General features: G+C 52.2%; 27 protein-coding genes and 1 tRNA gene. 22 read left to right on the plus strand and 6 right to left on the minus strand.

All coding sequences use genetic code 11. The annotated features are described in order from the left end of the window. Positions 1–3: 3 nt before the first annotated feature. Positions 4–810 (minus strand): mechanosensitive ion channel family protein, encoded by an 807-nt coding sequence (locus tag J2T58_RS05095; RefSeq protein ID WP_253487945.1) that lies wholly within the window; start codon positions 808–810, stop codon positions 4–6. A 99-nt stretch (positions 811–909) separates the two neighbouring features. Between J2T58_RS05095 and J2T58_RS05100 the strand changes: the two genes are divergently transcribed. Then, entirely contained in the window at positions 910–2,040 is a 1,131-nt protein-coding gene (locus tag J2T58_RS05100) for an RNA-guided endonuclease InsQ/TnpB family protein (protein WP_253487947.1), read from the plus strand. On the opposite strand, the gene J2T58_RS05105 is transcribed toward J2T58_RS05100, so the two are convergent. Next, positions 2,023–3,087, minus strand: coding sequence for a hypothetical protein (locus J2T58_RS05105; protein WP_253487949.1), 1,065 nt, complete (start codon positions 3,085–3,087; stop codon positions 2,023–2,025). The two genes, J2T58_RS05100 and J2T58_RS05105, sit on opposite strands and share 18 nt — an antisense overlap. A gap of 137 nt (positions 3,088–3,224) precedes the next feature. On the opposite strand from J2T58_RS05105, the gene J2T58_RS05110 reads away from it, so the two are divergent. Beyond that, positions 3,225–4,841 (plus strand): putative manganese-dependent inorganic diphosphatase, encoded by a 1,617-nt coding sequence (locus J2T58_RS05110; RefSeq protein WP_253487951.1) that lies wholly within the window; start codon positions 3,225–3,227, stop codon positions 4,839–4,841. A 188-nt stretch (positions 4,842–5,029) separates the two neighbouring features. Here the strand turns inward: J2T58_RS05110 and J2T58_RS05115 are convergent, their stop codons facing one another. Further along, on the minus strand, positions 5,030–5,284 hold the full coding sequence (locus tag J2T58_RS05115) for a hypothetical protein (RefSeq protein ID WP_366518446.1): 255 nt from the start codon (positions 5,282–5,284) through the stop codon (positions 5,030–5,032). 145 nt (positions 5,285–5,429) lie between these two features. Between J2T58_RS05115 and J2T58_RS05120 the strand changes: the two genes are divergently transcribed. Together J2T58_RS05120 and J2T58_RS05125 are read left to right on the plus strand one after the other, a co-directional pair. After that, the gene (locus J2T58_RS05120; RefSeq protein ID WP_253487953.1) at positions 5,430–5,816 is read left to right on the plus strand and encodes a type II toxin-antitoxin system VapC family toxin; all 387 of its coding nucleotides are present in this window, start codon (positions 5,430–5,432) and stop codon (positions 5,814–5,816) included. Then, positions 5,794–6,003 carry a hypothetical protein gene (locus J2T58_RS05125; RefSeq protein WP_253487955.1) on the plus strand — a complete coding sequence of 70 codons (210 nt, stop codon included), beginning with the start codon at positions 5,794–5,796 and terminating at the stop codon, positions 6,001–6,003. The genes J2T58_RS05120 and J2T58_RS05125 overlap by 23 nt, the downstream gene beginning before the upstream one ends. 173 nt (positions 6,004–6,176) lie before the next feature. On the opposite strand, the gene J2T58_RS05130 is transcribed toward J2T58_RS05125, so the two are convergent. Then, positions 6,177–7,253, minus strand: coding sequence for a GHMP family kinase ATP-binding protein (locus tag J2T58_RS05130; RefSeq protein ID WP_253488099.1), 1,077 nt, complete (start codon positions 7,251–7,253; stop codon positions 6,177–6,179). Positions 7,254–7,491: 238 nt separating this feature from the next. Between J2T58_RS05130 and J2T58_RS05135 the strand changes: the two genes are divergently transcribed. From J2T58_RS05135 to J2T58_RS05205, 15 genes are all read left to right on the plus strand, one after another. After that, the gene (locus J2T58_RS05135) at positions 7,492–7,806 is read left to right on the plus strand and encodes a DUF2551 domain-containing protein (protein ID WP_253487957.1); all 315 of its coding nucleotides are present in this window, start codon (positions 7,492–7,494) and stop codon (positions 7,804–7,806) included. Positions 7,807–7,875: 69 nt separating this feature from the next. Next, complete coding sequence (locus J2T58_RS05140; RefSeq protein WP_253487960.1) at positions 7,876–8,160, plus strand: hypothetical protein; 285 nt, start codon at positions 7,876–7,878, stop codon at positions 8,158–8,160. After that, complete coding sequence (locus J2T58_RS05145) at positions 8,150–8,557, plus strand: archease (protein WP_253487962.1); 408 nt, start codon at positions 8,150–8,152, stop codon at positions 8,555–8,557. The genes J2T58_RS05140 and J2T58_RS05145 overlap by 11 nt, the downstream gene beginning before the upstream one ends. Positions 8,558–8,566: 9 nt before the next feature. Continuing rightward, the gene (locus J2T58_RS05150; RefSeq protein ID WP_301287483.1) at positions 8,567–10,000 is read left to right on the plus strand and encodes an RtcB family protein; all 1,434 of its coding nucleotides are present in this window, start codon (positions 8,567–8,569) and stop codon (positions 9,998–10,000) included. Beyond that, a complete protein-coding gene (locus J2T58_RS05155) occupies positions 9,997–10,578 on the plus strand; it encodes a hypothetical protein (RefSeq protein ID WP_253487964.1) in 582 nt (193 codons plus the stop codon). Before J2T58_RS05150 ends, J2T58_RS05155 begins: the two co-directional genes overlap by 4 nt. A gap of 31 nt (positions 10,579–10,609) precedes the next feature. Further along, a complete protein-coding gene (locus J2T58_RS05160; RefSeq protein WP_253487966.1) occupies positions 10,610–11,032 on the plus strand; it encodes a DUF2111 domain-containing protein in 423 nt (140 codons plus the stop codon). A gap of 5 nt (positions 11,033–11,037) precedes the next feature. After that, the gene (locus J2T58_RS05165; protein ID WP_253487968.1) at positions 11,038–12,018 is read left to right on the plus strand and encodes a biotin--[acetyl-CoA-carboxylase] ligase; all 981 of its coding nucleotides are present in this window, start codon (positions 11,038–11,040) and stop codon (positions 12,016–12,018) included. A 112-nt stretch (positions 12,019–12,130) separates the two neighbouring features. Continuing rightward, positions 12,131–12,649 (plus strand): biotin transporter BioY, encoded by a 519-nt coding sequence (locus J2T58_RS05170; RefSeq protein WP_253487969.1) that lies wholly within the window; start codon positions 12,131–12,133, stop codon positions 12,647–12,649. After that, entirely contained in the window at positions 12,646–13,263 is a 618-nt protein-coding gene (locus tag J2T58_RS05175; protein ID WP_253487970.1) for an ABC transporter ATP-binding protein, read from the plus strand. Before J2T58_RS05170 ends, J2T58_RS05175 begins: the two co-directional genes overlap by 4 nt. Continuing rightward, on the plus strand, positions 13,256–14,518 hold the full coding sequence (locus tag J2T58_RS05180) for an ATP-binding cassette domain-containing protein (RefSeq protein WP_253487971.1): 1,263 nt from the start codon (positions 13,256–13,258) through the stop codon (positions 14,516–14,518). The genes J2T58_RS05175 and J2T58_RS05180 overlap by 8 nt, the downstream gene beginning before the upstream one ends. 72 nt (positions 14,519–14,590) lie before the next feature. Then, complete coding sequence (locus J2T58_RS05185; protein ID WP_253487972.1) at positions 14,591–16,336, plus strand: pyruvate/oxaloacetate carboxyltransferase; 1,746 nt, start codon at positions 14,591–14,593, stop codon at positions 16,334–16,336. Then, positions 16,333–17,814, plus strand: a complete 1,482-nt coding sequence (locus J2T58_RS05190; protein ID WP_253487973.1) for an acetyl-CoA carboxylase biotin carboxylase subunit — start codon at positions 16,333–16,335, stop codon at positions 17,812–17,814. The genes J2T58_RS05185 and J2T58_RS05190 overlap by 4 nt, the downstream gene beginning before the upstream one ends. A gap of 111 nt (positions 17,815–17,925) precedes the next feature. Beyond that, a tRNA-Met gene (locus J2T58_RS05195) sits at positions 17,926–18,036 on the plus strand. A 398-nt stretch (positions 18,037–18,434) separates the two neighbouring features. Next, on the plus strand, positions 18,435–19,079 hold the full coding sequence (gene wrbA / locus J2T58_RS05200) for an NAD(P)H:quinone oxidoreductase (RefSeq protein WP_253487975.1): 645 nt from the start codon (positions 18,435–18,437) through the stop codon (positions 19,077–19,079). Between the two features lie 196 nt (positions 19,080–19,275). Next, positions 19,276–20,421 (plus strand): serine hydrolase domain-containing protein, encoded by a 1,146-nt coding sequence (locus tag J2T58_RS05205; RefSeq protein WP_253487977.1) that lies wholly within the window; start codon positions 19,276–19,278, stop codon positions 20,419–20,421. Positions 20,422–20,433: 12 nt separating this feature from the next. On the opposite strand, the gene J2T58_RS05210 is transcribed toward J2T58_RS05205, so the two are convergent. Both J2T58_RS05210 and J2T58_RS05215 read right to left on the minus strand, forming a co-directional pair. After that, positions 20,434–21,186: a SagB/ThcOx family dehydrogenase gene (locus J2T58_RS05210; protein ID WP_253487979.1), complete on the minus strand. Its 753-nt coding sequence runs from the start codon at positions 21,184–21,186 to the stop codon at positions 20,434–20,436. Positions 21,187–21,259: 73 nt separating this feature from the next. Beyond that, entirely contained in the window at positions 21,260–22,030 is a 771-nt protein-coding gene (locus J2T58_RS05215) for a GPI anchored serine-threonine rich family protein (RefSeq protein WP_253487981.1), read from the minus strand. 78 nt (positions 22,031–22,108) lie between these two features. Between J2T58_RS05215 and J2T58_RS05220 the strand changes: the two genes are divergently transcribed. The 3 genes from J2T58_RS05220 (at position 22,109) to J2T58_RS05230 (ending at position 24,810) form a co-directional block, all read left to right on the plus strand. Then, a complete protein-coding gene (locus J2T58_RS05220; RefSeq protein ID WP_253487983.1) occupies positions 22,109–24,169 on the plus strand; it encodes a thioredoxin domain-containing protein in 2,061 nt (686 codons plus the stop codon). A gap of 30 nt (positions 24,170–24,199) precedes the next feature. Then, positions 24,200–24,505 (plus strand): hypothetical protein, encoded by a 306-nt coding sequence (locus tag J2T58_RS05225; RefSeq protein WP_253487984.1) that lies wholly within the window; start codon positions 24,200–24,202, stop codon positions 24,503–24,505. A gap of 116 nt (positions 24,506–24,621) precedes the next feature. Next, a complete protein-coding gene (locus J2T58_RS05230) occupies positions 24,622–24,810 on the plus strand; it encodes a CxxC-x17-CxxC domain-containing protein (protein WP_253456584.1) in 189 nt (62 codons plus the stop codon). The last annotated feature ends 103 nt before the right edge of the window (positions 24,811–24,913 follow it).

Below are 24,913 nucleotides of genomic sequence, written 5' to 3' on the forward strand. Positions count from 1 at the left end.
TTTTTAAGGAGTCTCAGCCACCGGATACAGTCGTGGCGGGGGGATCCCCGCCTCCTGAAATGCTGTTTTTGTCCTTCGTGATATCTCTGCCTTGCATTCAAACTCATCACGAAGATCCCAGACATATGCCCGTGCCCGGAGCCGGACTGCGTATATCTGGTTCTCAGTAAGGATCGTATAAAAGCAGGTATCTGTGATATACACATGCCGGGATGTGACGATGGCGTCCCTGAAGATCTCGATTGCACGGCAGATATCCGCAGTATGATCGATGTAGACGTCCACAACGACCTGCATCTCAGTCTTCCCGGCATTGGCACTTGCGACGCTCTGGGTGAAGATCTTGTAATTCGGGATGGTGACATAACTGTCATCAGGGGTGACGATCCGGGTATCGATGAGGCCAAGCTCCACCACCTCCCCATAATACTCCCCCATCTTAATCCGATCCCCTATCCGGAACGGTTTTTCAAAGGCGATGATGACCCCGCCGATGACATTTGCAAAGGCATCCTTCAGGCCAAAGCCGATCGCCGCACCGAAGAGACCGGAGAAGGCGACCAGCTCGATGGTCGAGAGCGTCACCACACGCTGGATCACGAGCATGATAGCAACGGTGTAGATAAGGATGTTGAGTATCGGAACGATCATCCGGATGGCGATCCGTGCATGGCCCAGGAACTCCGATGAACGGATCAACGCAAAACTGATCACTCTGGCAAGCAGATATGCGATAATGAAAATAACTGCGGCGTCGATGAGAAGGGGGATGATCTCCTCATAGATCTCTGCAAACTGTGTCTCGACCATCGTACTCACGATCTAACAGGCAGGAAGCCCAAGACTTCAGTCGTGGGATGAATGCCGACATAGGTATGTTTAATTATATTTGTGGGATATGTATATTTAATGCTTCTGACAATGAAGGTGAAACTCCATCCAATCGGGGATCAGCACCAGAAACTGCTCCGTACAATGGAGCGTTTCAACGAAGCATGTAACTATATTTCAGAATTCGCCTGGAGAAATAAGGTTTTTAACAAAGTCGAACTTCAAAAGAACCTGTACTATGACATTCGCGGTACATTCTCCCTGTCATCTCAAATGGTAATTCGTGCGATTGGCAAAGTATCCGAAAGTTATCTTGCGGATCGATCCGGCTACCATGAGTTCAGGCCTCATGGAGCAATCATCTATGATCAACGTATCCTGGCGATAAAGACTCCTGATACCTGTTCTATCCTGACACTTGACGGAAGAGAGATGGTATCGATGTCATACGGCAGATACCAGCCTCTCGATCTCAAACGGGTAAAGGGTCAGGCCGATCTCGCCCTCATCAAGAACCAGTTCTATCTCCTGATCGTGGTAGACGTACCTGAAGAACCACAGATTGAACCTGAGGAGATCATCGGAGTCGATCTCGGTATCGCCAATATCGCAACAACATCGACAGGTGAAACCTTCTCCGGGCAGAAATGTACTGAATCCAGAAAGAGATACACCCGTATTAAAGCGGATCTTCAATCCGTTGGTACATGGGACGCAAAAAAACATCTCAAAAAACTCAGTGGAAAAGAACGCCGATTCAAGAATGATACAAACCACTGTATCAGCAAACAGATCGTCGCTGAAGCCAAAGGCACACACTCCGGTATCGCGTTGGAAGATCTGACAGGTATCCGTGATCGGACACCCGGTTATAAGGCATTAGCAGCGGCAATCGGTAAATGGGCGTTTTATGAGATAGCAATGTACATCCGATATAAAGCACATATGGCTGGTCTCCCGGTCTACCTCGTTGATCCCCACTATACATCCCAAGAATGTTCCCATTGTGGATATACGAGCAGGGAAAACCGGAAAACCCAGTCTGACTTCTTCTGTATCAAATGTGGATATAAGGATAATGCGGATATCAATGCCGCAAAAAACATTGCATCAAGGGCTGATGTCAACCAGCCTATCGCACTCCGTCCTGAACCTAAACGGTCAGGAAGATGGAAGGGCAAGCCCACGACTTCAGTCGTGGGTAGTTGACTCCCAGACGATCCGCAGTTTCAGAAGCATCTCATTTACAAGAAGGAGCGCTTCCGGACAGACCTGATATCCTCCGTTGCTTTTCATAATAACCCCGAGAGAGAGGAGCCGGTAGAGGGTCGGGCAGATTGAATATTCCCCGCCTGCCGCCCCCTCCAGTTCCTCACGCGAAATATTTCCGGTCATTGCTATGATACCAAGGATGAAGGCATCATTTCGAAGGAGTGGATCTGGCATCCGCATAGGTACGTAATCCTTGAGGTTGACAGTCGGATACACAAAACTCTTCTTCCAGATAGCCTTTCCAACGCCAGGGTTGCCACCTGCCATCCTCGTTATCTTCTGAAATACCAGCTCCTCATCTGAGAGGTTCATCTCCTTCCTCTGCCGTCTCAACGATATCCGATCGATATTGACACTGGGAAGGGGTATCTCAACAGGCTCGCTCTTCCATGGAAGCTTCACCGGATATGGGGTAAATCTGAGCAGGGACGGCAGTTCAATATCCACATCTCCGATGAACTGGAGCTCGGCTTCAGTATAGTCTTTTAAAATACACTCCCGCATCTCGGTATCAGAGAGAGGAGAGAGTCTGATGATCTTTGGAAAGAAACGTTCCACCTCCCGGACCCGCCTGATATAGTTCCATGCATGGAGATTCCAGGTCGTGATAAAGAGGGAGGGGGAGGAGGCGACCTCTTCGAGGAAATCATCGAGGACCGAAAAGCCACCGATCCGGCGGGAGAAGAGGTACTGGCACCCGTCAATGAATATGATCGGTTGAGAGTACCGGGATTCGAGGAGCTCCCGTTTCTTTGTGATCCGTGAATTATATTCAACCAGGTATGAAGAATCCTTATATTCTCCATTGAGGGCTGCCAGAAGTGTGCTTCTGCCGGAGTATGGGAGCCCGAGGATCGCAACATTCTGTTTTGTACCTGACCGGTACATACTGATGATCTCCTGGATCAGCTCAAACTCATTCTGGAACCCGATACAGGGTGGATGATCGATCCTGCCTCTGGATTCGGCTTCATCGCCACTCATCTGATCACATCCCTCTATCAGGGAGGAGCGGGATAAAGATTCCTCTTCATCTCCGGCCACCTTCAGGGGAAAGGCTATCACCGGATAGTGAGAAGAGATCTACCAACCCTCAGTATGGAGAGAGAAGTGAGCTTGCTATGAACAGTGTCTATGTTATCGGGCATAAAAACCCGGATACGGATAGTATCTGCAGTGTTATCGGATATGCGGCATATCTCAACCGGGATGAGATGGGGAGATATATCCCTGCACGATGTGGTGACGTGAACCCGGAGACGGCATTTGTCCTCTCGCACTTCGGGATCGAGCCACCAGCCTTCATCGAGTCGGTCGAGGCGACGGTGGCGGATATTCCATTTACCTACACATTGAATGCCGGGATGGACGTTCCGACGATCGATGTCGTCGAGATGATGGATGAACATGATCTGAGAAACATCCCGATCATCGATGACAAGGGGCGCCTCGCCGGGCTCGTCTCTGAACACGGCCTCTCCAAGGCATATGTCAGGCGTACCCGGGTTGAGCACCTCTCCGTATCCCCAATTCCTATTGAGACACTGGCACGGATTCTTGATGCTGATATCGTCGTCAGGAAGAGAGAGATCATCGAAGGGAATGTCTATATCTCCATCGATGCGCTCCATGTCACCCTCTCCCGCCTCACCGAGAATGATATTGCGATCGTCGGAGATAATGAACCATCCCAGCTTGCACTCATCTCAGCAGGGATTGCCGTTCTGATCATCGCAGATGACGCCCCGCTTGGGGAACGGGTGATCAAGGCTGCGACACAACGGGATGTCTCACTCCTTGCAACGAAGCTTGATGCATTCGGGGTCGCCAAGATGATCAACCTCTCCCTCCCCGCATCCCAGGTGATGGCCACCGATGTCCCGGTGGTCCATACAGATGACAATCTCGATTACGTCAAGCAGCTCGTCAGCAACTCGCGATACCGTACCGCCTGTATTGTTGATGAGGAGAATAAACTCATCGGGATGATATCCCGCAATACCCTGATGGAGGAGATTCAGAAGTCGGTTATCCTCCTTGATCATAATGAGTACAGTCAGGCGGTCGATGGCATCGAGCATGCCGAGATCCTTGAGATCATCGACCATCACCGGCTTGGGGCGATGACCACACTCAAGCCGATCCGCTTTGTGATGGAACCTGTCGGATCAACCTCAACCATCGTCGCATCCATCTATCGTGATTCCGGAGTACAAATCCCCGAAAAGATTGCAGGACTTCTCCTCGCCGGCATCCTCTCGGATACGCTCGGACTGAAGATGTCGACGACGACGACAAAGGATGAGGAGATGGTCACGTACCTTTCCGGGATAACAGGGATAGAACCGGTTGAGTTTGGCATGAAACTCTTCCAGGAAGGGATGGAGCTCTCAGAGTATTCAATAGGGGAACTCCTGAAGAAAGATACAAAGCGGTACACACTCTTCTCCAAGGAGGTCGTCATCACCCAGGTGATGGTTCCATCAGAGAATTTCTCGACCATTCACGCAGAAGAGATTCAGGCGATCCTCCCCGAGATCCGTGAAGAGCTCGATGTGGATATCGTCGCCGTCCTGATCACCTGTGTCTTTGAAAATGGGAGCGATCTCTTCGTCGCTGCAGATGACCAGACACTCCAGCGCCTGCAAATCGATACGCAGCCCGTCCGGCTTGAGGGAGTTATGTCACGAAAGAAGGACTTCCTTCCAAGATTCGGCCAGATGATCAGGTCACTCTGATCATTGGATCTTTGGAACAACCCCTGTCCCCTTTCAGAGCATGGAGGGGAGGAGAGGTGTGATCAGGGATCCTGGAAGCCATCCCGGACCGGTATCTACACATTTAAAAAAGTCTGTGAGGAAGTACGCAAGTTGCGTATTCAATAGAAAGAAAAGACAGGGGGTGATAAAACAGTTCAGTTCAATCCTCACGCCGGGGGGGTCACCTGGACACCCTGGTTATCAACGGCAGCCTCAACTGCGATCTCAAGGCCGAGGGAGGCGACGATCGATTCCACATCTCCTCTGCTCTTCTCAGTGATGATGGCGATCGCCGGACCGACCGAACTCATCGCAACAAACTCAAGACCTGCTTCCCGGAGGCGGCTCATATACTCATAGAGCGCAAAGCTGTGATGCTCCACCTCTGCCCGCTTTGATCCGCGGAACTCTATCTCCCACATGATGTCGCCGATTGTTTTTCAATAAGACATTGGTTTTATTTTGATTGAGGGTGAATACTGGCCGAGGGATGATAGATTGAAGGTTTATCTTGATGTATGCTGTCTATGCCGACCATTTGATAACCAGCAGTCACATCGCATCAGGATGGAAACTGAAGCAGTAATTGCAATACTTGGTCGTTGTATGTCCAACTGGGTGTTGGTTGACAGTGAAGTGATCGAGTATGAGATTGGTCAATTTGCAGACGAAGAGAGGGCAAAGACGGTTCAGAACCTCCTAAATTTTTCCCAGGAGCGAGTGAGTATCGATACAAATATCATAAATCGTGCCCGAGAAATCCATGAGTTGGGTATCGATACCTTTGATGCCCTGCATGTTGCATCTGCTGAGAGTGTGGATGCAGTCTTCATTACAAGCGATGACGCCCTTGTCAAAGGTATTAAGAATCACCAGGAAACATCCTCTATTGTAATAGGCAACCCTGTTCAGTGGCTCATGGAGGTGACCTATGGAAACAAAAACACTCAATGAGGTAAGAATCACAGGTTTTAAGGTACTTGTCCAGCACCTTGGACCCGCTGATGCAATTCGGTTTATTCAGAGCTATTCGCATGGAAGTGGAGATTATACAAGGGACCGAAAGTTATGGCTCGAAAAGGATTTTGATACCGTCGTAACAGGAATCATTGAGCGGCGCAAACAAAAGCATAAGGATTGACTGTCCGATTTAGCAAATAGCAATAAAATTTTGATTTTATCGGTACCATAAAATATATACTTAAATACAATTTTTAAGTGTATGAGTCTTTCCCTTTAAAAAAAACATAAAGAATGATAGGTTAAAAAAGAGGGAGCATTCCATAGAATATATATAAAAGAGAGAGCTTTATCTCACACCAGGGGGGTCACCTGGACACCCTGGTTATCAACGGCAGCCTCAACTGCGATCTCAAGGCCGAGGGAGGCGACGATCGATTCCATATCTCCTCTGCTCTTCTCAGTGATAATGGCGATCGCCGGACCGACCGAACTCATCGCAACAAACTCAAGACCTGCTTCCCGGAGGCGGCTCATATACTCATAGAGCGCAAAGCTGTGATGCTCCACCTCTGCCCGCTTTGATCCGCGGAACTCTATCTCCCACATGATGTCGCCGATTGTTTTGAGGTCGCCCCGCTCAACCGCAGGAATCAGATCCATCATGATCATATAGACCTTGAGTTCACGATCCCGGTAATCAAGGGTACGGGCCCTCGTCATCAGGAGATCGAACTCATGCTCCCCTGCACTGGATACTCCGGTCGGGGGGATGACGATGAAGACGTTCTTATCTTCAGCAAATGGATGCTGGTAGACGAGGGAGAGTGCATCACCCATCACCCCGATGCCGCCGTGTGTTGATACCGCAGGGCCGACCCCGGTCTCAAATCCAAAGACGACATCGCCGCCTTCGGTCTCCTCGACATAATTATTCCCAATAAGCACCCGGATCTGATCGCTTGAGAGTGGAGAGCCAAGTGCGGCATTTGTGGCATTTCCAACGGCGGTGAGAAGGGTGCTTGTCGATCCAAGCCCCACATGCTCCTTGCCATGGTCCGTCGCCACCACATGGAATCCTCCGGTATAGCCGACAGCCCGGCTCATTGCAATAAGGAAGTGGCGGATGATGGATGCCCGGGGATGCTCCACCTCTATGCCTTCCGGTGTGCAGGAGACCTCAGCCTGGCAGTACAGCCGGATGGCAAACCCAAGGCCGCCTCCGCCGGGATGGCCGGGGGCAAAACGGTTCATGTCAAAGACGCTCAGATGGATTCGTGCAGGTGCAACTGCAGTGAATGTACCCTCCTGTGGATCTGCAGTCACTTTCCCGAGTAATCCGCATGTCCTGATCTCCTCTCCTGGTGAGAAGGCGACGAACTCGTACTCAACGAGATCGAGGTCGCCACCACGGATCTTCATCGTCGGCATGGTGTATCCCATAGCCTTTTTCGATACCCGGTGATAGTCTTTCTGATTTGTGTATGCAAATATGCATTATCATAACAAGCAGGAGAGAAGGCAACCCGGTGGTATACTCTTGCACCCCCTGAGCCGATAGATCATGAGAATGCACAGAGTCCCAAAAGAGACACAATACAGGAATCCATTGCCACTGTACGAGAGGAAAATAGATTAGTATAAATAGGTGTAGTGCAGTATTCAGTGTATGCTCTCGCCGGGAGAGATCAGGAAAGAGATCGAAGAGCGCCTCAGAGCGTACCTATCCAGAGACAGATCCGGGATACGGAAAGAGTTGCTCAACCTCTTCATTCGTGTCCGTTCACTCACCATTGCAGAGATCCATGCACGGTTAAATGAACACTTCAGCATCGGTATCAAATCCGTTGCATCCATGGTTGGGATCATCGCATCCAAATTCGGAATACTGCATATCCGTCGGAATGCCGAAGGTACAACCAGTGTCTATGAGATGAAAGAACAATATCTTGATGTTGTGACAGATATTGTCGCATCAACATAAGACTCCTTTTTCTGATCGCCTGCATCAGTCAGAACTATTTTAATCATTCTCTCCCCATTAATTACGTACATGCGTAGACCGTTTGGAGAACCCACAGAGGTGCCGGATATCATCATCAACGAAGACGTACGGGCATATATTCATGAGCGCGGATGCGACTTCAGGGTCTGTACATCATGTGGAGGGCCAATCCTCCTCCCGACATCAATCAAGCAGCCAAAATCAACTGACATACGCATAACGGTCGGTGACCATGATCTGTATGTCTCACGGTACCAGGTGAAATGGATCCAGACGATCGACATGAAGATGGTGCCACGGTACTTTGGATATGGTCCGTCCGATGAGTATTGAAGAACTCCCTCATACCGCAGATGTACGTCGGCGTATACGGGCAGAGAGCAGGGAGGAGCTCTTCTCCCTTGCTGCAAAGGCTATGTTTGCAGTCCTCTACCCCGGAGAATGTGATCATCATTCTGAGAAGACGATGAGAGTTGATGCAGACGAGCCCGAGGATCTCCTCTGGGAGTTCCTCTCTGATCTCCTCTACACCTCCGAGGTTGAATCATTCGTCGTCTGTGAGACGGTTGTCAGATTCACAGAAAGCGGTCTGGTCGCCACACTCAGAGGAGAGCCATTTCAGCGAGAGAAGCATGAAGGGGGGCGGGAGATCAAAGGTGTCTCACTCTCCGGCCTCGCCATCCGGACTACCGGAGATATGATGAGCTGTGATATCATCTTTGATATTTGAGGTGTGATGATGCAGAAAGAATTCTCTTCTGTTGGACGCCATGAATGGGATCTTCCCCTGGGATATATCCCGGATATGCGGGTATCCGGGAGGCTCTTCCTTTCAGAGTCTCTCTTTGGCTCTCTTGAAGAGGGAGCCGTCCGACAGCTTGCCAATGTCGCAACCCTCCCGGGTATCATCGGCCACTCCTTTGGGATGCCTGACATCCACTGGGGCTATGGATTTCCGATCGGTGGGGTCGCCGCCTTCTCAGAAGAGGAGGGGATCATCTCACCCGGGGGTGTCGGATTTGACATCAATTGTGGAGTCCGGATGATCACAACGCCCCTGAATATCTCCGATCTGGGGAAGATGGAGGATATCATCGGCAGGCTGTATCAGCAGGTTCCAACAGGTGTTGGTTCAAAAAGTGCATTCCGCCTCTCCGCTACCGCACTCGACGATCTCCTGGCACACGGAGCCAGCTGGGCGGTATCTGAAGGCTATGGCCTTCCTGATGACTGCATCCGGTGTGAAGAGGGAGGATATATGAAGGAGGCTGTCCCCGAAAACGTCAGTGAGAAGGCGCGCAAGAGGGGGATTCCCCAGTGCGGCACCCTGGGATCAGGAAATCACTTCCTTGAGCTCCAGGTGGTATCCGAGATCAGGGATCAAGAGGCTGCAGCAACATTTGGTGTACAGGAAGGCAACGTCTGTTGTATGATCCATTGCGGATCGCGCGGGCTCGGGCACCAGGTCTGCACAGATCACCTGAAAACCCTTGAGAAAGCCACAAAGAAGTACGGGATTAATCTCCCTGACCGCCAGCTCTCCTGTGCCCCTCTCACCTCACCTGAAGGGGAGAGCTACTTCGGCGCGATGGCGGCGGCTGCAAATTATGCCTGGGCCAACCGCCAGATCATCACCCATCAGGTGAGAACCCTCTTTGAATCGGCATTTGGGATCGCCCATACCGAGATGCCACTGGTCTATGATGTGGCGCATAATGTCGCCAAATGGGAGAAACATACTGTTGATGGCTCAGAACGGCGCGTCTGTGTTCATAGAAAAGGAGCAACCCGGGCATTTGGACCAGGAAGACCAGAACTCCCCGCCGTGTACCGGAAAACAGGACAGCCGGTGATCATTCCAGGCAGCATGGGAACGGCATCCTACCTCCTCGCAGGAACAGAGACGGCGATGGAGAAGACCTTCGGGAGCACCTGCCATGGTGCAGGACGGGTCAGTAGCAGAAAAGAGGCGAAGAAGACAGTACGTGGGGCTGCGGTATCAGCTGAACTAAAGAAGCAGGGGATCATCGTCCGGGCGCCATCCGGGGATGTAATCGCCGAGGAAGCACCTGAGATGTATAAGTCAAGTGATGAGGTTATCCGTGTTGTTCATGAGGCCGGACTCTCCCGGATCGTTGCACGCATGATGCCCCTTGGAGTGATCAAAGGATGAAAGGCGGATCACCGGCACTCATCTGGGAAGAGAGGCTGATGTTTCTTCGTCTGATCGAGGATTGTGTCGGGTCCTGCGAACTGGTCACACCACAGCTCCTTGCCGCCCCCTTCTACCGTGGATCATTTGGAACGCTCATCATCCCGACAGGCTTTGCAAACAAGGACTATTCCCGTGTCCTCCCCGCACTCAGGGCAACGAAAAGCCGGATGGAGCGCTTCATCAGGTCAGGAGGAGAGCTTGTGGTCTTTGGGGGTGGCGGCGATGTACCGGACTGCTATGACTGGCTCCCATTCTCTGTACAATACCGGTTTTCATACGGTTCGCGTGAGATTCTCATCAGAAGAGAGAGTGATGCCGTCGCCCTGCTTGATGGATATGACCATACTGCCTTTGAATGCGACGGGCATCTCACCGGGTATTCCGGGGAAGCCATTGCAGAGACCAGGGAGGGAGAACCCATCCTGATTGAGGAGTGTATTGGAGACGGCCGCGTCATCCTGACAACCGCACATGAGTATCCGTCCCGAAGGTTTATCACGGCATTTTGCTCCTCCAAAAAGGAAACCTTCTTTTAGATGGAATTGGTATGGTTGTTAGTGTTCCAATATGCATCGATATACCATTGCCCGGGATGCATCAGCCGATGATCTCGAACCGGTCCTGATGACGATCCACACGATAGTCTCGAATCTTCCGATAACCGGACGATCCAAAGAGAAGCCCGGCATCCGGATAGAAGACGGGAAGGTGATCGAGAGATCCTATTCAGGACCGATCCTTGAAGAGGCGATTGCGAAGAACAGCCTGATCAAGACACGGCCAAAAGAGGGGATCTATAAGGGAATTCCGGTCGTCGTCGCACCCATACGGGATAGTGAGGGGGAGGCGATTGGAGCAATCGGGGTCGTTGACATCACCGGCATCTTTGATCTGGCGACGCTTATGGAACACCAGTCTTTCATCCTTCGTCAGGTCTGTGGAACAGATCCCTGTCCATTGGATAGTGAACAGAGCATTGCAAAAAGGTAAAAACAATGAATAACGCTGCATTTAACGTCCTGAAGATCCTTGACCGGGAGAGCGGTAAGATTTCTGGAGAGAAGATCAGTGAAGAGCTGGGGATCAGCCGATCTGCGGTCTGGAAACATATCGAAGAGCTTCGCGAACTTGGGTATGAAATAGATGCCACCCAGAAAGAGGGATATCATGTGACCGGAAGGACAAACCGCCTCCTTCCATATGAGATTAAGCGGCAGCTCAAAACAAGGAAGATCGGATCTGAGATTCATTATGTCGCAACCACCCCCTCAACCATCTGGCTTGGAAAACAGATGATCCGGGAGATTGAGGACGATATACCGGAAGGGCTTGTCATACTCGCAGAAGAGCAGACCGGCGGGCTTGGACGCCTTGGTCGATCGTGGGCATCACCTGCAGGAGGAATCTGGACGACGATCGTCCTCAAGCCATCGATCCCCATCCAGAAGGCCTTCATGATCATGATCGCCGCATCCGTTGCCGTATCCCGGGCCATCAGAAAAGAGTATGATATTGGCGCATTGATCAAATGGCCAAATGATATCTTCATCGGCGATAAGAAGGTCGGAGGGATGCATCTTGAATTATCAGCCGAGGCTGATGTCATCCACTACTGTCTGCTCAGCCTTGGAATCGATGTCAATGTATCAATCGAGGAACTGATGCCGGTCCTGAACCGCGAGGTGACATCGATCTCAGAAGAGCTTGGATACGATGTTGACCGGACAAAGTTCCTTGCACGTGTCCTGACCGAGTTTGAGAGGCGGTACACCCTGGTCGAGCGGAATGAATATGATGCACTCCTCCGGGAATGGAGAAGCCTCTCCTGCACACTGGAGCGAAGAGTCGAGATAAAAACCCTCAAGAAGACCTTTGAAGGAGAGGCCATTGATATCGATGATCATGGGGCATTGATCATCAGAAAGGATAATGGAAAGATCGAGCGGGTCATCGCCGGTGACTGCCATATCCTTTGAGGCTTCAATATACAAATACCCTTCAAAACCTATTTTCTCCTCCATATCATCATTTCCGGTAGGAAACATGCTCTTTTTTATCGTCAACCAACAAACAATAAGGAGGTTGACGATGTACGGTAATATCGAGTATGCAAAAATCCTGACCCGGACAGCGACATTCGCGGCGCTGATAAGCATCGGAGGGTGGGTATCGATAGTGGTTCCAATCCTGCCACTCGTCCCCTTCACCCTGCAGACGCTGTTTCTCCTGCTTGCTGCCCTTGTAATGAAGCGGTATGCCGTCCTTCCTGCGGTCCTCTACATTCTCCTTGGAGTCTGTAACCTCCCGGTATTTCATAACGGGACAGCAGGACTTGGGGTCCTCCTTGGCCCGACCGGCGGGTATATCATTGGCTTTGTACCTGCGGCACTCATTGCCGGACTCCTGTGTGAAAAGACCTTCCGGCATGCAGAGATAACCGGGATCATCTCGGCAAGTATCATCATCTGGATATTTGGAACTGCCTGGCTCTCCCTCTCAACAGGTATGCCGTTTACTGCCGCCGTGATTGTCGGCGTTCTCCCCTTCATTCCCGGTGATATTCTCAAGGGAGTGGCAGCCCTTGCCATCGCCCGAAGAGTTACATGATAACAATTCACGACCTCTCCCATGGCATTCTCCGGATACCGGCCCTCTCGATAGAGCCGGGTATCACAACAATCCTTGGACCAAACGGTGCGGGAAAGACGACGCTCCTCTCGATAATGGCCGGGGTCATCATTCCGGAGACGGGACTGGTCCTGATCGACGGTAACCCCCCGCGATCATGCGAGGTCGGCTGGGTATCAGAATTTCCTGACAGGAATATACTCTTTGAGCGGGTCTTCGACGAGATAGCCGCCCCCCTCAGATTCAGAAACCTGCCAATGGAGGCGATCGAAACCCGGACAATGGAGATTGCAGAGATGCTTCGGATCACCCGTCTCATCAATCGAAAGACGCGGACACTCTCTGGTGGGGAGAAAGTACTCGTTGCCCTCGCGACGGCACTTGTCACCTCCCCTCTCCTCCTTGTCATCGATGAGGCAGACTCGCATCTTGATGAGGAGACGGCATGGGAGATGCAGGATGCACTCCGATCCGATCCCCCCCCCTATATACTACAGAGCAGCCAGTATCGTGATATTGCCGCTGTATCAGACGATTGCATCATGATTCGTGATGGAAGGGTCATCTCAGGGGGGATACCCAGGGATGGCTGATATGGAGCTCATCGCGGACGCGCTCATCTACCGGCAGGGGGATATGACCATCTCCGCCGATCACCGGTTTGGGCCTGGCACCACCCTTATCACCGGGAGAATCGGGAGTGGCAAGAGCACCCTCTCCCTCCTCCTCTCCGGACAGATGGAACCAGAGAGCGGAGCAGTCCGGAGATCAGGGATAGAATCTGAGATCCTCTCCCTCCAGTTTCCTGAGTACCATATAACCGGAGCAACGGTTGCAGAGGAGATCCGATCGTGGGGAGTTGAGCCCACATCCGTTCTACCGGTCATCCCGGAAGCGATGTGGGGCCGTGATCCCCACACACTCTCCCGGGGCGAGCTGAAACGGCTCAATCTCGCCTCTGTCCTTGCGCGAAATCCGGATCTCCTCATCCTCGATGAACCCTTCTCATCGCTTGATGCAGATATGAAGAGATGGTTCTGCCGCGAAATCCAGAAGCGGAGAGAGAGAATAACCATCATCTTCACCCATGAACGGGAGATTATTCCGGATTCTGACGATCGGCTCGTGATGAGGAACGGGCAGCTGGAGGGGGAAGGGGGATCCCGTCAATCCAGGGCAATGAACCACTCCCGCCCGGAGGAGACGCAGACGACATTCAGTGACGGCAGGCTCCGGCTCCTCTCCGTCATCTCCCTCTCACTTGGGGCATTCATCTCGATCGGGGGGGCTCTTCTTGCCCTCGTCTGGTGGGCAGGTGCATCCCGGAAGGGACGGCGTCTTCCGGAGAAGAGGCTGATTGCTGCACTCGCCCTCCTTATCCTTGTTCCGGCGGTTGTCACTGAGATCCTTGTCGGAGGGGGGGTATCATATGGCATCAGGATGGGTGTCATCCTGCTCATCTCCTTCTGGGCGTATGCGGAGTTTCGTGGAGGCGATATGCTGGATATCTTCGTCTCGTTCTTTGGGGAGAGGTTCGGCTTTGATATCGGCCTTGCGGCAGAGATGACACTCCAGTCATTTCATCTTGCGGGATCGGATCTTCGGGAGATACAACGGGCTTTTTCTATAAAAGGGATGAAGATAGACCACAAGAGCATCATTCCTGCCGCGCTCACCCTTCTTCTCCTTCATATCCGTCGGGCAGACGAGACCGCAAACCTTCTTGCAATCCGGGGGTTTCAGAGTGGCGGAACACATAAACCAAATTTTTCTACATTTCCAAAGGACGTCATATTGACATTTTTTGCAGTATTAATCGCCATTTTAAGCATATTTATCTTCTGGTGAGTTTTTTATACTATCAAGGTTAATTGTTGAGAGGCTCGATTTTTACAATTCCTCAGCCCACGAGGTGTTCAGATGACGTTTTCAAAATCTTCCAGAGTACACATCACAGATACCACGCTGAGGGATGCGCATCAATCGCTCATTGCCACACGCCTTCGTACAGAGGATATGATACCGGTTGCTCATGAGATCAACAAGGTAGGGTTCTTCTCTGTGGAGGCATGGGGCGGGGCTACATTTGATAGCTGTATCCGGTTTTTAAACGACGATCCATGGATGCGTCTTCGTGCACTGAAGGAGGCACTCCCCGACACCCCAATCCAGATGCTCCTCCGGGGGCAGAATCTGGTGGGATACCGGCACTATCCGGATGATGTCGTTGAGCGGTTCATCACTGCAGCTCACACAAACGGGGTGGATATTTTCCGGATATTCGATGCACTCAACGACATCCGGAATATGGAATCCTCCATGAAGGCAGTCTCCGATCTCGGGGCACATATGCAGGGTGCCATCTCGTATACCACAAGCCCGGTCCATAACATTCCCACATTTATCGATATGGCTGAGGAATTGTACTCCCATGGCTGTGATTCGGTCTGTATCAAGGATATGGCCGGTCTGATCATGCCGGAAACTGCACGGGAGCTGATAACAGGGATTAAGGAGAGGGTGGATATTCTCGTCGATCTGCACAGCCATTCGACGAGTGGGATAGCACCGATGAGTTACCAGGCAGCGATAGAGGCCGGCGTTGATATACTCGATACCGCAATGTCACCGTTTGCCTTTGGAACATCACAGCCTGCCACCGAGAGTGTCATCGCATCATTGATCGGTACACCCCGCGAGACAGGAATAGATCTCCTTGCACTCCGGAAGGTCCGGAATCTCTGCATGGATATCAGGAAGAAGTATGACGCACTTGTTGATCCCATCTCTGAGCGGATCGACAGTGATGTTCTTGTCTACCAGCTCCCCGGAGGGATGATCTCAAACCTCGTCTCCCAGTTGAAGGAGCAGGATGCACTTGAGCGGTTATCAGATGTATTTGAGGAGATACCAAAGGTTCGTGAGGACCTTGGGTATCCGCCCCTTGTCACTCCGACAAGCCAGATTGTCGGGACACAGGCGGTCTTAAATGTCCTGATGAACGGCCGCTACCAGAACGTCACCAAAGAGGTGAAGGATTATGTCCGTGGATTGTATGGGCGGCCTCCTGCACCCATCTCTGATGAGATCAGAGAGCGGATCATCGATGGAGAAGAGATGATCACAATCCGGCCGGCGGACCTTCTTGAACCGATGTATGAGAGGAGCAAGGAAGAAGCCATCAGCATGGGTCTTGTGAAGAAGGATGAGGATATTCTGACATATATCCTCTATCCAGCCATCGCTCCTGCCTTCCTCCGGGGAGAGAAGACTGCTGAAGCCATTCCACAGGCAAAGAAGGCAGCAACGGGATCCACAAACGACTTCCCTGATTCGATGGAGGTTGAGGTTGATGGCGAGATCTTCGCCGTTCGTATCGTCTCTGTCGGGGGAAGCACAGTCTCAGCACCAGTCGGTGCTGCTGTTAAATCACAGATCCCCAGAGGCGATCTTCCGGGCGGTGTGAAGAGCAATATGCAGGGGATGGTTCTTGAGATCAAGGTTCACCGCGACCAGGTTGTGAAGAAGGGTGAGACGCTCCTCGTCCTTGAGGCGATGAAGATGGAGAATCCAATCCAGAGTCCGGTCGATGGGAAGGTCTCAGATATCTACGTGGATGTCGGTTCAGTAGTACAGAATGGAGATATACTGCTGGTGATCCAATGAGCTTCTTTGATAAGGTACTCATCGCAAACCGTGGTGAGATAGCCATACGTGTCATGCGTGCCTGCAGGGAGCTGGGGATCGAGACGGTTGCAATCTATTCGGAGCCGGATAAAAATGCCCTCCATGTCAGGTATGCCGATGAGGCATTCCTCATCGGGGAGGCACACCCCTCCAAGAGCTACCTGAATATTGACCGGATCGTCGAGGTGGCTGAGATGAGCGGATCCGAGGCGATCCATCCCGGCTATGGCTTCCTCGCCGAGAACTACCATTTTGCAGAACGCATCGAGGAGAGCAATCTCACATTCATCGGCCCCTCATCAAAGACCATTCATATGATGGGGTCAAAGCTGGACTCAAAGGAGGCGATGAGTGCTGCCGGTGTTCCGGTCCTTCCCTGGACGAAGGGGGGGGTCACCTCCGCTGAGGCGGGAATCGCCTTTGCAGAAGAGATCGGATACCCGGTTATCGTCAAGGCAAGTGCAGGTGGTGGCGGTATCGGGATGCAGATCGTCTGGGATGAGTCCGGTATCGCAGAAGCAATCGAGAAGGGTATGCGGATCGCTCAGTCCGCCTTTGGCGACCCGACCATCTTCATCGAGAAGTATCTGGATAAACCCCGCCATATCGAGGTGCAGATCCTCTCAGACATGAGTGGGAATGGTATCCACCTCTTTGAGCGGGAATGCTCCATCCAGAGGCGGCACCAGAAACTTGTTGAGGAGGCGCCATGCCCGATCATGACCCCGGAACTCCGGGAGCGGATGACAGACTCTGCCCTCACCGTTGCAGAGACCTGCAATTACACAAATGCCGGAACTGTTGAGTTTCTCTATGCAAATGGCGAATATTACTTCATGGAGATGAATACCCGCCTCCAGGTTGAACATACCATCACCGAGATGGTAACCGGCGTGGATATCGTCCGCCAGCAGATCGCCATTGCAGCAGGGGAAGATCTTGCATATGACCAGGAGCAGGTGAGCCTCAGAGGTCATGCCATCGAGTGCCGGATCAATGCCGAGGATCCGATGAATGACTTTGCAGCAGATCCCGGGAAGATCGTCAGGTACCGCTCTCCGGGAGGACCCGGAATACGGGTTGATTCAGGCATTCATGTCGGCTATGCGATACCTCCCCAGTATGATTCAATGATCTCAAAGCTCTGCTCCTATGGACTTACCCGGATCGAGGCTATCGAACGGATGCGCCGCGCGATTTATGAGTATGTGATCCTTGGTGTGAAGACGACGCTCCCTCTCCATCACGCCCTGATGAATAACCGCCAGTTCATCAAGGGGAACACCCATACCCACTTCCTCGCTGATCAGAACATCAGGCGCAATCTTGAACGTTTCTTCCGCGATGAGGAGTCGAGGATGCAGACCCTTGCAGAGTCGCTCAGGCAGGGAAAGGAGACTGCGGCAATCACCGCTGCGGTCAATGTCTATCTTCACCATATGAAGAAGAATGGATAATACCCCTATTTTTATAGAATTTTCAGCCGTGGCCAGAGAGGAGGTCAAATGACAATCTATATACGGATCGGCAACCTCCTTATTATGCACAAGTCGTGCAGACCAACCGTTGCTGCGGTGGCCTAGCTGGTTAGGGCGCCAGACTCATAGGGTTTTGAGCAAATTCGAGGCGCCATCTCCTGGGATATCTGGAGGTCGGGGGTTCGGATCCCCCTCGCAGCACTTTTCCGGTCGGTTGGTAATCCAGAGCGACCTACGCCGATTCTGTTTTTACACATTATTCCATACCGCAGATGGAATGTAGATTCATCTTGCTATGCTTCATTGAGACTGTATCGCCGTCATCCTGTGAGTCTGGTGCGACTATTTTAAGCGAAGGAGTGTACTCTCCGGAACAAGGTGTGGTGCCTTCTGCTCACGAAGAGATCGGGAGAACATTTCACCATACTGTCAATCATAGTCGACAGATCCATCTCAAATCGTCGATTATACCAGACAGTTCCATAGAAGGTTCAGTATCCAGAAGCTCCTTTCAATCCCCCAGGATATCAGATCGAAAAGAGGAGAGCGGGAGCGGTGATCAGCATTATTATCATCCAGAACCCCTCAGTCTCTTCTGTATGACGACTGTTCTGATAGTCTGCTACTCCCTCTATGGCCATGTACACCAGCTCGCATTGGCGGTTGCCGAAGGTGTGCGTACCGCCGGTGCCGAGGCAGTCCTCCGCCGTGTTCCCGAGGCCCTGCCACCCGAGGTTATCAGGAAGATGGGGGCCTCCTCGTTTCAGGAAGAGTTTACGAAGATCCCGATATGCAGTCGCGAGGAGATGGCATCTGCAGATGCGATCATCTTCGGGACGCCGACACGTTTTTGGAATATGTGCGGCCAGATGCGGCAGTTCCTTGATACGACAGGCGGACTCTGGCAGCAGAATGCCCTGGTCGGGAAGGTCGGAAGCGTCTTTACCAGTTCGGGAACCCAGCATGGGGGCCAGGAGTCGACGATCCTCTCGACACAGATCACTCTCCTCCATCATGGCATGGTCATTGCAGGTCTCCCCTATGGCTTCACCGGCCAGTCAAAGACAGACGAAGTGACAGGATGCTCACCCTATGGTGCATCAACGATTGCCGGGGGCGGAGGTGAGCGATGGCCAACAGAGAATGAACTCGCAGGAGCCCGCTGGCAGGGGAAGTATGTTGCGATCCTTGCGAGGCGGCTCTCAGGTGAGTATGATTCCATGAGAGAGGAACTTGGGATATAACCCGGAGTCCCTGGAGCTGCATTACAACGAGGAATTCACACCATTATCCCCCCTTGTTCATTTTGGCGATTTCAACCAATCAGAATGTTTTTTTTTCCTGAAGATGAGATGAATCACCATGTCATTCCATCCCCGGATTTCTATACCCCTGATCCTGATAGGTCTGCTCGTGGCTTCTGCTCTCATCTCAGGATGTATGCACTCTTCAGAGCCGGTTCCAGAAGATACTGACAAACTCCTGACAGCTCCGCCTCCTTCGGTAGATACCAGCCTCCAGAGGATCGTCTCAGATGGTGTCTCCAATGCTGAGATCCCCGGAACAGTCATCGAGATCGTAACGCCGGACTGGAGATGGAGCCATGCGGCAGGATATGCCTCAATCTCCCCTGTGATACCGGCTGAAACCGGGATGCATTTCTTCATTGCAAGCGTGACAAAACCATTTGTCAGTGTTGCAATCCTTCAGCTCGCCGAAGAGGGGAAGCTTGCCCTCGATGATCCGATAGACTCCTATCTTCCGGTTGATATAGTGAAGGCGATCCCAAAGAGCGATGAGATAACAATTCGCCAGCTTCTTGATCATACAAGCGGTATAGCGGATTATGATGAGATATCGCTGATTCTGGAAGCGTACGAGAACCCCGGATACATCGTCTCCTACGAGCAGGGTATGTGGGATAGCCTCCATGCAGGTCCACTCTATGATCCGGAGATGGGGTATACCTATTCAAATGTCAATTATATCCTCCTGACACTGATCATCGACAGGGTATCAGGCACGACATATGAGGAATATATAAAGGAACATATTCTAGACCCTTTAGGCATGAAGAACACATCAGTCCACCGGACCAACCGACTGCCACAGCCATATATGCATGCCATCGAGGATCTCGAGGGGGATGGGGGCCTCATGGATTTCAGCAATCTCTATAAGCAGTACGATCGAGGTTCCGGGGATATCGTGAGCACAACAGCCGATCTCAATGTATTCCATAAAGCACTTGTGTCAGGCATGCTGATCAGCCCCTCATCCCGTGGCGGGATGATGACGATCTCACCACAGTCAGAGAAGAGTGTTGATATGGGCCCTCTGGGGTCTGGAAGCCAGGGGTACGGACTTGGATATATCATTACATCTCTGGATGAGCCGGCGAACCTGACTCTCTCTGGCCATACCGGGGGGTATCCCGGTGCATCAACATTCTGGTACTACCTTGCAGAGGAGGACACCTATCTGACACTCCATGCCAATTCTGCGATGCGGGCAGCAGCAGTCCATGAGGAGATCCTTCTCCCTCTCCTCCTGTTTCTGACAGATAATGGACCTGCGGGCTCCTGATTTGTCAGGAGGTCATAATTTCTCAGTATTTTTCTTCTTCCCGACCGTCGCCGCATAGATGACAAACTCCTCCACGCCATCGGCATGGATGAGTCCTACCATCAATTCATCGTCAAATGCACCGATTGCACAGGTTCCACATCCGATCTGCTCACCGGCAAGGTAGAGATTCTGGCAGACATGGCCTGCATCAAGATGGACAAGCCGGTATGCCCGTTCGCTGTATCGCCAGCTCATCCTGTAGACGATGCAGGACCAGATGAAGGTCACCGCCGATGACCGGACAAAGGGCTGACCAAGACAGGCGTTCATCACCGAGTCGGCAATTCCGGGGCGTATATCAACCGGAGCAAGCCTGTGGGAGAATGCCAGGTACCGGTACAGGCCAGGTGCAATCCCATCAACCCGGTTGATCAGGAGATAGGTCTCAAACGAGTGGCGTCCACCTGCGGATGGAACATTCCGTTTGGTATAGAAGGGATCAACGATCCCGGTGACACCCTGTGTCGCCCAGAGGAGGTAGGCAAGCTCTTCGATTGTGAGCGGATCCCTCGTATAGGTCCGGACCGAGGATCGCATCTCGATCGCCTCCCTGAGATCAGATGACGGCACTCTGATCGATTCGGGAGATGGGAGAGCAATAGCCGTGCCATCGTCCTGATAGGGCTTCTCAAGGGGGGGAGGGGTGACTCCCCGCTGCTGATCAGACGGGGGGAGATGGGCATATCTCGTCATCTCCATGAAGGTTCTGCCGATCTTCTGCATAATCCCCTGATATAGCCCCTCATGATGATGAATATTCCCAGGGATATTGGTTAAGAGAAAAGATGGTCCTGCCTTACACAGGAGAGATGGTCACCGACCAGATGCCATCGGATATGATATTGAAGAGATATGTATCATCATCGTGGATGGTCACTGGAACTGTTGTTGTATAGCTGCCGATAGAGAGGATATCATCAGCATCACGGAGCGCATGCATTTTCAGAGGGACCTGCTGATCATCCTCCATCAAGGGTCTGCCATCACTCCGGATGAGGTGAACGCCAAGCACGTTTCCTTCTGCCATGCCGATCTCGCATGAATAATCCCCGGCCGGGATCATGAAGAACGGGGTTGCGGCGTTGCCAACACCGGCAAACGTCTGTGGAGGAATACCATTGATCATCGCCGGAGGCTGCAGGGTCAGAGACCAGTCACCTTGTTGTCGTACCTCGATGGTGGCATTTCCCCCCTCCGGGAGCATGACGGCCTGGGACCAGCCATACCAACCGCCATCCTCTGCAGCCTCGTACGCCCCACTGGTGAAACTTCCCCGAATCATACACCCGGTATGTGCAGTCATGATCTTCACCACTGAATCATCCGGATAGGAGAGGGGTGGTTTCCTGACGTGGAATCTCAGGAGATGGAGACCTTCAGAGAGGCGTGTATCAACCGTCTGGTCTCCTGATCCGATGAAGATCCAGTCATGAACATCCTCATCAAATGGAGGAGGAGGAGCAGGGGGATGATGATGGGCATCTTCGCCAAGGCATCCTGCAGAAAGGCATACAACGGCAATAAGACCTGCGATCAGAAGAAGAGAAAACGATCCCCGTCGTGACATACATCAACTACTCTCGTCTCAGCCAACCTATACCTTTCCGAGGCAAGCATTGATAGCCACGGACCTTCCAGCATAGGTATGGCTAACCGGCTTAGTGATGAGAAGAGCCCCTACCTTCGTCAGCATGCAGACAATCCGGTGGACTGGTACCCATTCTCAGAGGAGGCGTTTGAGATTGCGAAGGCCCGGGATATCCCGATCTTTCTCTCGATCGGGTACTCAACCTGCCACTGGTGCCATGTGATGAACCGGGAATCATTCTCGGATCAGAAGGTGGCAGAAGCGCTGAGAGGGAGGTTCATTGCCGTGAAGGTGGATCGTGAGGAGCGGCCGGAGGTAGATCGAATCGCGATGGTGGCCTGCCAGCTGATGACCGGATCCGGTGGCTGGCCTCTCACTCTCGTCCTCACCCCTGAGAAGCGTCCCTTTTTTTCAGGCACCTATATCCCGAAACTCCCAAAGTATGGGCGTGCAGGTCTTATTCAGGTTCTCGACCGGATATGGGATCTCTGGGAGAAGAATCGTGATGAAGCGGAAGGGCTGTCACTACGGGTCGAAGGGGCGGTCCAGTCCTATCTCAGAGGTGAGACCACGGTTCCGGAGAAACCGGGCTCTTTAAAGGGCGCTTCGGATGAGGCGTATATCGCCCTTGCCGGATCCTTTGATCGTGAGAACGGGGGTTTTGGAACGGCACCGAAGTTCCCTACCCCCCATATTATATCGTTCCTTCTCCGGTATGCCGGGATGACCGGACGGGTGGATGCCACAAGGATGGCGATTGAAACGCTCCATGCACTGAGAATGGGAGGGATCAACGACCAGATTGGCGGCGGGTATCACCGCTATGCAACCGACCAGGAGTGGGCGATCCCCCATTATGAGAAGATGGCAACTGATCAGGCTCTTCTTCTCACTGCATTTGCCGAAGGCTATCGTGTGACCCGTGATCCCCTCCTGAAGGAGGAGGCGGAGCGGATAGCCCGGTATATAAGATCCGATCTCAGATCCGAAGAGGGCCTCTTCTTCACCGCAGAGGATGCTGAGAGCGGCGGGGAGGAGGGGGGCTTCTATCTCTGGTCAAAGGAAGAGATACGTTCCGCCCTCGATGCTGAGGACGGAGCATGGGCAGCCGATCTCTTCCTCGGGAACGCAGGCGAGAAAGTCAGAATGCCCCTCTCGCTCACCGAACCGAACCCGGATCCTGAGCGTCTCATGAAGGTGCGGGAGAAGCTCCGTGAGAAGAGAGAAGCAAGGACGCGACCGTTCCGTGATGAGAAGATCCTGCTGGATATCAACGGGATGATGATCGCCTCCCTCGCCCGCGCCGGCCATCTCATCGGGGATGCCGGTATGATCACGGATGCGGAGGATGCCTATAATCATCTGTCAGTGATCCTGGAAGAGTCCGGAGATGAGCTCTTTCACAGCCGCATAAACGGGGTGAACACGACACCGGCAAATCTTACAGACTATGCCGAGCTGATAGGAGCGGGCATTATGCTTCACCAGGCAACCGGAAAGCCCACACCGCTCCGGGATGCACTCCGCCTGACAGAAATGGTCATTTTCGGGTTCTTCAATCCGGAGAAAGGCTGGTTCTGGTTTGAGAGGGAGGGGAGCTCGTTCTTCCGGACACGGGATCTGGAGGATGCAGGCGGACCATCAGGAAACGCGGTGATGCTCCATAACCTCCACCAACTGAGCCGGATCACCGGGAACATTGAGATGGCCCGGATCGCAGGAATTATGGAGGAGAAGCTCTCCGCTGCCTTCCTCCACCATCCGACTGCACATATTCATGCTATCAGTGCATCATCACATCATTCCGGGGCAGCTGTTGATGTCGTGATCACCGGTGATGCAACACCCTTCATGGCACCCCTCACCCAGACGAGGAACATCCTCACCACCTGGCTTCCCGTCACGCCGGATCTGGTGTCTGGCCTGCAGGAGAAAGCTCCAAAGCTCGAAGTGTACGAACCAGGTACATCAGAATCAGTTGCCTATCCCTGCAGTGAGGGGGCATGCCTTCCCCCGGTCACCGACCCTGATGAGCTGAGAGAGATTCTGGATACCGCATTTCATCACCGGAAGGATGTGGAGGCGGATCCCTTTACAAGGAGCAATAATTCCGAATGATTCTTCATTGATAGTATCATACATTGCACCATGGCAGAAGAAGAGAGGAAAGGACGTTTTGTAAAGGGACGATTTGTCTTTGAGGAAGAGGAGACTCCAAAGGCTGAGGCAGCAGCTGAAGAGAAGAAACAGCCGACGGTCGAGGATCTGATCAAAAAAACCTCGGAGAATGTCGATATGACAATCGAGAGTGTCGTGGTCCTCGGCAAGAAACTCTTCATGACCGAAGAGGGGAGAGATCATATCGAGACAAAGACCCGCGAGATCGGGTCTGAGCTTCAGAAGGCGGTCGAAGAGATTGCCGATGCCGCACACCGCTTTATGAAGAAGAAATGAATGAATCCAGGATATCCCATAATTTTTTCCTGAAGAAGCGTTCGTCAACAGGATAGTATTTTTATAATGGGAGAGTTAATAGTATTCTGCAGAACTCAAACTGCATGAGTAATACAATGGAAGGAAGAAATTTTGGCGGCCGGGGTAACTTCGGCGGCCCAAGAAGATTTGATGGTCCACGTGAGATGTCAAAGGCAGTCTGTTCCGACTGTGGATGCGAATGCGAAGTTCCCTTTAAGCCCACGGAGGGCAGACCAGTATATTGCCGTGACTGCCTCCCAAAGCACCGGAAACCCCGGTTCTAATTCTCTTTTTCATCAAAGTATCTTCTTCAGAGGGCACCGTTTCCTCCTCAGGAGAAATATCAATCATACACACATTGTAATTAATTGTGTTTGAATATAAGCA

It is taken from the genome of Methanocalculus alkaliphilus, from assembly GCF_024170505.1.
GTDB lineage: Archaea > Halobacteriota > Methanomicrobia > Methanomicrobiales > Methanocorpusculaceae > Methanocalculus > Methanocalculus alkaliphilus.

Excerpts from the sequence above, each read along its gene's own strand:
- J2T58_RS05095 (WP_253487945.1), bottom strand. The coding sequence starts at position 810 with ATGGTCGAGACACAGTTTGCAGAGATCTATGAGGAGATCATCCCCCTT.
- J2T58_RS05100 (WP_253487947.1), top strand. The coding sequence starts at position 910 with ATGCTTCTGACAATGAAGGTGAAACTCCATCCAATCGGGGATCAGCAC.
- J2T58_RS05105 (WP_253487949.1), bottom strand. The coding sequence starts at position 3,087 with ATGAGTGGCGATGAAGCCGAATCCAGAGGCAGGATCGATCATCCACCC.
- J2T58_RS05110 (WP_253487951.1), top strand. The coding sequence starts at position 3,225 with ATGAACAGTGTCTATGTTATCGGGCATAAAAACCCGGATACGGATAGT.
- J2T58_RS05115 (WP_366518446.1), bottom strand. The coding sequence starts at position 5,284 with ATGTGGGAGATAGAGTTCCGCGGATCAAAGCGGGCAGAGGTGGAGCAT.
- J2T58_RS05120 (WP_253487953.1), top strand. The coding sequence starts at position 5,430 with ATGGAAACTGAAGCAGTAATTGCAATACTTGGTCGTTGTATGTCCAAC.
- J2T58_RS05125 (WP_253487955.1), top strand. The coding sequence starts at position 5,794 with ATGGAAACAAAAACACTCAATGAGGTAAGAATCACAGGTTTTAAGGTA.
- J2T58_RS05130 (WP_253488099.1), bottom strand. The coding sequence starts at position 7,253 with ATGCCGACGATGAAGATCCGTGGTGGCGACCTCGATCTCGTTGAGTAC.
- J2T58_RS05135 (WP_253487957.1), top strand. The coding sequence starts at position 7,492 with ATGCTCTCGCCGGGAGAGATCAGGAAAGAGATCGAAGAGCGCCTCAGA.
- J2T58_RS05140 (WP_253487960.1), top strand. The coding sequence starts at position 7,876 with ATGCGTAGACCGTTTGGAGAACCCACAGAGGTGCCGGATATCATCATC.
- J2T58_RS05145 (WP_253487962.1), top strand. The coding sequence starts at position 8,150 with ATGAGTATTGAAGAACTCCCTCATACCGCAGATGTACGTCGGCGTATA.
- J2T58_RS05150 (WP_301287483.1), top strand. The coding sequence starts at position 8,567 with ATGCAGAAAGAATTCTCTTCTGTTGGACGCCATGAATGGGATCTTCCC.
- J2T58_RS05155 (WP_253487964.1), top strand. The coding sequence starts at position 9,997 with ATGAAAGGCGGATCACCGGCACTCATCTGGGAAGAGAGGCTGATGTTT.
- J2T58_RS05160 (WP_253487966.1), top strand. The coding sequence starts at position 10,610 with ATGCATCGATATACCATTGCCCGGGATGCATCAGCCGATGATCTCGAA.
- J2T58_RS05165 (WP_253487968.1), top strand. The coding sequence starts at position 11,038 with ATGAATAACGCTGCATTTAACGTCCTGAAGATCCTTGACCGGGAGAGC.
- J2T58_RS05170 (WP_253487969.1), top strand. The coding sequence starts at position 12,131 with ATGTACGGTAATATCGAGTATGCAAAAATCCTGACCCGGACAGCGACA.
- J2T58_RS05175 (WP_253487970.1), top strand. The coding sequence starts at position 12,646 with ATGATAACAATTCACGACCTCTCCCATGGCATTCTCCGGATACCGGCC.
- J2T58_RS05180 (WP_253487971.1), top strand. The coding sequence starts at position 13,256 with ATGGCTGATATGGAGCTCATCGCGGACGCGCTCATCTACCGGCAGGGG.
- J2T58_RS05185 (WP_253487972.1), top strand. The coding sequence starts at position 14,591 with ATGACGTTTTCAAAATCTTCCAGAGTACACATCACAGATACCACGCTG.
- J2T58_RS05190 (WP_253487973.1), top strand. The coding sequence starts at position 16,333 with ATGAGCTTCTTTGATAAGGTACTCATCGCAAACCGTGGTGAGATAGCC.
- wrbA (WP_253487975.1), top strand. The coding sequence starts at position 18,435 with ATGACGACTGTTCTGATAGTCTGCTACTCCCTCTATGGCCATGTACAC.
- J2T58_RS05205 (WP_253487977.1), top strand. The coding sequence starts at position 19,276 with ATGCACTCTTCAGAGCCGGTTCCAGAAGATACTGACAAACTCCTGACA.
- J2T58_RS05210 (WP_253487979.1), bottom strand. The coding sequence starts at position 21,186 with ATGCAGAAGATCGGCAGAACCTTCATGGAGATGACGAGATATGCCCAT.
- J2T58_RS05215 (WP_253487981.1), bottom strand. The coding sequence starts at position 22,030 with ATGTCACGACGGGGATCGTTTTCTCTTCTTCTGATCGCAGGTCTTATT.
- J2T58_RS05220 (WP_253487983.1), top strand. The coding sequence starts at position 22,109 with ATGGCTAACCGGCTTAGTGATGAGAAGAGCCCCTACCTTCGTCAGCAT.
- J2T58_RS05225 (WP_253487984.1), top strand. The coding sequence starts at position 24,200 with ATGGCAGAAGAAGAGAGGAAAGGACGTTTTGTAAAGGGACGATTTGTC.
- J2T58_RS05230 (WP_253456584.1), top strand. The coding sequence starts at position 24,622 with ATGGAAGGAAGAAATTTTGGCGGCCGGGGTAACTTCGGCGGCCCAAGA.